Annotated in this window: 2 protein-coding genes and 2 tRNA genes; 3 read left to right on the forward strand and 1 reads right to left on the reverse strand. The window is 41.5% G+C overall.

Annotated features, from left to right (window positions below; genetic code table 11):
* The first annotated feature begins 341 nt into the window (after window positions 1-341).
* The 3 genes from FNZ24_RS21050 to FNZ24_RS21060 all read left to right on the forward strand — a co-directional run bounded on the left by FNZ24_RS21050 (window position 342) and on the right by FNZ24_RS21060 (window position 2,380).
* Window positions 342-417: transfer RNA gene (locus FNZ24_RS21050), tRNA-Phe, on the forward strand.
* A gap of 38 nt (window positions 418-455) precedes the next feature.
* Window positions 456-531 (forward strand) — tRNA-Thr (locus tag FNZ24_RS21055).
* 316 nt (window positions 532-847) lie between these two features.
* Window positions 848-2,380 carry an arylsulfatase gene (locus tag FNZ24_RS21060; RefSeq protein ID WP_416384859.1) on the forward strand — a complete coding sequence of 511 codons (1,533 nt, stop codon included), beginning with the start codon at window positions 848-850 and terminating at the stop codon, window positions 2,378-2,380.
* 116 nt (window positions 2,381-2,496) lie between these two features.
* On the opposite strand, the gene FNZ24_RS21065 is transcribed toward FNZ24_RS21060, so the two are convergent.
* The coding region (locus FNZ24_RS21065; RefSeq protein ID WP_194945120.1) for an endonuclease I family protein at window positions 2,497-4,397 on the reverse strand (1,901 nt) is incomplete at its 5' end.

A 4,397-nucleotide genomic window follows, 5' to 3' on the forward strand; every position in this document is an offset into this window, starting at 1 on the left:
CTAGTAAGGGAATTAAATTACAGATACAAAAAAGCCACTCTATTGAGTGGCTTTTTTGTATCTGTAATTTAATTCCCTTACTAGTATTTAGTAGACTGTGAAAATGAGCTTGAGGGCGCCATAGCCTTGCATAAATGAGCAATATTCACATTCTTAAGCAGGTAATTGCTCACTAATACAACATGCAGTTATATATCAGCGATAAAAGCTTAAAAACCACTTGCAGAATGTAAACCACCTCTATACTATGTGCGCACTCCAAACGACACAGGCATTTATAACTTAGTTATAAGTTAGCTTAGTATCTAGTTTGAAGTAGCAAACTAACGCTTAGTTTAGTTGCCCGAATAGCTCAGTCGGTAGAGCAGAGGATTGAAAATCCTCGTGTCCCTGGTTCGATTCCGGGTTCGGGCACCACAATTTATTTAATAGTGTTATCACTGTTAAAAAGATAAGCCGGCATAGCTCAGTTGGTAGAGCAACTGACTTGTAATCAGTAGGTCCCGAGTTCGACTCTTGGTGCCGGCACCATATACAGAACAGCCACTCAATAGAGTGGCTTTTTTGTGTCTAAAATTCCTCAAATATCCTCGTAACAGTAAAACACTTCTTACTTCCTTCTTTAATTTAAAAGAGTGATCTTTATCTGTCATATCCCTGTATTAGTTATTGTTTAGTTTTTAAACATTCGGTAAATCTATGCCTATACTGAAAAAGACATTACTAATGTAAACACACCGAACGGCTACTTGTTAAATCACTAATTTAGCTGCTAAGTTATTAACTGGTGCTTTTTTGAGCGCCAAACTTGAACCTTCAGTCATATAGGGAAATAAACATGGTTAGAATGAAGAAGTTCCTCGGAGTAACTGCTGCAGTTACCTTGGGGCTACTTACAGCAAGCGCATCAGCTGCAAGTAAACCCAACATATTAGTTATATGGGGTGATGATATTGGCCAGGCCAACGTCAGTGCTTACACATTTGGCTTAATGGGTTATCAAACACCTAGCATTGATAGCATCGCTAAAGAAGGAATGATGTTCACCGACTATTACGGAGAGCAATCATGTACTGCAGGCCGCTCAACCTTTATTACTGGCCAAAGTGTATTCAGGACAGGTTTGAGTAAAGTCGGTCTTCCGGGCGCTGATATCGGCTTACAAGCTGAAGATGCCACTATTGCTGAAGTATTAAAACCATTGGGCTACGCTACCGGTCAATTTGGTAAAAATCACCTTGGTGACAAAGATGAATTTTTACCAACTGCCCATGGCTTTGATGAGTTTTTAGGTAACCTATATCACCTCAATGCTGAAGAAGAGCCTGAAAATATAGATTACCCAAAAGATCCTGAATTCCTGAAAAAATTCGGCCCTCGTGGTGTGATCAAATCTTCAGCTGATGGAAAGATTGAAGATACTGGCCCGCTCAACAAGAAAAGAATGGAAACCATCGACGATGAAACCGTTTCTGCGGCTATCGACTTCATGGAAAAAAGCGTCAAGTCTAAAAAACCATTCTTTGTTTGGTGGAATGGTACTCGTATGCATTTCCGCACCCATATCAAACCAGAGCTGCAAGGCTCGAGTGGGTTAAGTAATTATGCTGACGGTATGGTTGAACATGATAACCATGTTGGTCAGTTACTTAAGAAAGTCGATGATTTAGGTATCAAAGATAATACCATCGTATTTTACTCAACTGATAATGGCCCGCACATGAACACTTGGCCAGACGCTGGCTTAACCCCATTTAGAAGTGAGAAAAACACCAGTTGGGAAGGTGCATTCCGCGTACCTGCTATGGTGAGATGGCCAGGAAATATTGAACCAGGCAGTGTATCCAATGAAATAATGCATCACATGGATTGGCTGCCAACATTCGCCGCAGCGGCGGGTGATACTAAAATCAAAGATAAACTATTGAAAGGTTTCAGCGCCAACGGCAAGAAGTTTAAAAACCACCTTGATGGATATAACTTCCTCCCTTACCTAACCGGTAAAGAGAAAACTGGACCACGTGAGGAGATCTTCTACTTCACCGACGACGGTGATTTAGCAGCTCTTCGTTATAAAAACTGGAAAGCGGTATTTTTAGAGCAACGCGTTACAGGAACCCTACAAATTTGGGCTGAACCTTTTGTAGAATTGCGTTTACCTAAAATTTTCAACTTACGTATGGATCCATACGAAACAGCTGACCGTACTTCTAACACTTATTATGATTGGTTAATCGACCGAGCATACTTGCTAGTGCCAGCTCAAGCCTATGTAGCAACTTTCTTAGAAACATTTAAGGAGTATCCACCAAGGCAAAAAGCAGCAAGCTTTAGCTTAAAGCAAGTGATGGAAAAACTAGAACAACCGTCTAACCATTAATCTTAAGGTTGTTGACCCAATAAAAAGCCACTCAATGAGTGGCTTTTTATTCGTTAACAGCTTCGTTAAGCAAGCAGTAAGATTATTCTCACTACAGCCTTAACTCGTGCATACCATTAAGACTGGCGGCGACGCCATAGTAAAGGAAGCACAAGTAATAAACTCGCCCCTAAACTACCAGCGCCATCAGGCTTACTCCAACCATCATCTTGTTGGTTGTTCACATTAATATTCACTGACGTAGTAAACTGTTCTTCTCCATCAGTTACAACTAATTGAAACACCAATGTTTGGTCAACAGACACTTCTGGAGTATTCACATTTAGCACTAAACCATCATTAGAATACTCCGCAGCTTCACCAGAAATCTGACTCCAGCTGTACTCTAGACCAGCAGGTTCATTCGCAATACTCGCTGTAATAACGGTACTCTCACCTTCATTAACTTCAGTGTTGCCACTGAAACTAATATCAAATGATAAAGGTACATTTACAACTGACACTGTGACTGTTTGCGTGGTTTCAAGTGCGCCATCGCTCACTGTAAGTACAAATTCTAATGAAGTATCAGCTGTCACTTCTGGAGCAGTCAGTGCTAAAACTTTACTAGAAGCATCAAAGGTGAGTTCAGGACCAGCAGTTTGTTCCCAAGTAAAGCTGAGTTCACTACCCTCTTCAGCCATTGTTGCTGATGCATCAATAGTAAATGCTTCAGTTTCATTAACGCTGTCAGGTGCTTCGATAATGATATCAACATCAAGTTCTGGGTTTAGCGGATCACCACATTGGTCGCCGTACACTTGTTGAACCCATTCTGGGTAATCAATAAACGGGTTACGGTTACCTTGATATTTGTAAACCATGTCGTTACGTAGTGTATCTCTAGCATCGACAGGATCTTGTTGATGCCAGTTATATAGCGTACATAGCTTGCCATGCAGTGGCTCATTGTTTGATACTTCATCTGCAGTCGTTATTCGGTCAACTGTGATCAAGTCGGGCATATTACTGTCGTTGCCTTGGTAACGAGTATCCATGTACATGATCATACGCGCCACATCACCTTTGACTTCATCTCTAGGCTCAAAACAACGTGCTGCAGTATCAAGGTAGTTGCCCGGTGCTTCAGTAACCTCAACACCGGTATCACTACACTCATTAAAGTCATAGTTGCTACGAGTTGAGTTAACTTTTACATTCGTTGGACGTAAATGATGAGCATCGGTATAACCTAATTGCGACTCACTCGGAAAACCATGGCTTTTAGCCCAAACATGTTCACGGTTCCAGTCACTGGTATTGCCACCATTATTTTGCTTAGATACTGATAAACCGGTATATAGCTCAATCACATTACTGCTGTTAGCTGGATCTTCATCCGAGTATGAAAGCGTTGTCCACACTTGTGAATAGGTTAGTTGTTGATGACCTGAAGCAATTACTGTAGAAATTGCATTTTTCATTGCATCTGTGTCTTCAAACTTACCATTAAGCACATCAGTGTAGTAAGCATTTGGATCAAAAGTGTCAGGGTCAGCAACTGGGGTAAGCTCCTCACAACCAGAACAAGGCCCTAAGTCAGGATCTGGATCAGGCACCACTGGCGTATCACCACAAGCACTTTCGCCAGCACAACCTAAACCATCTGAAGTATCTTTATCAAAAGTCACCCATTGGTTATCATCACCAGGAAACGCCAAGGTCGCATCGGTATCACCCACGGTGACACTTTCTTTGCGTCTTAGGGTTTTATCTTTGGTTGAGAAATTAGCATCGTTCGCATCAGTCCATTCAGAACCTGGGTCTTCACCTACTCGACCCAAGCGATCAATCACAACGCCGTCTTTTGCTAGTACGAGTGCATCGTCACCATTAAAGTAAGTCACAGTAGATTCTGTACCTACTTTAAACTCATCATCTGCAGCACTGTTATGAAATACAATACTTTCGCCAGCAGCTAACAATCCAGTTAATGTTTCTGTATTACCAGCATCAGTGCTGCCATTAGAATAAAGAG

Origin of the sequence: Shewanella sp. TC10 (assembly GCF_009663145.1) — a bacterium.
Lineage (GTDB): Bacteria > Pseudomonadota > Gammaproteobacteria > Enterobacterales > Shewanellaceae > Shewanella.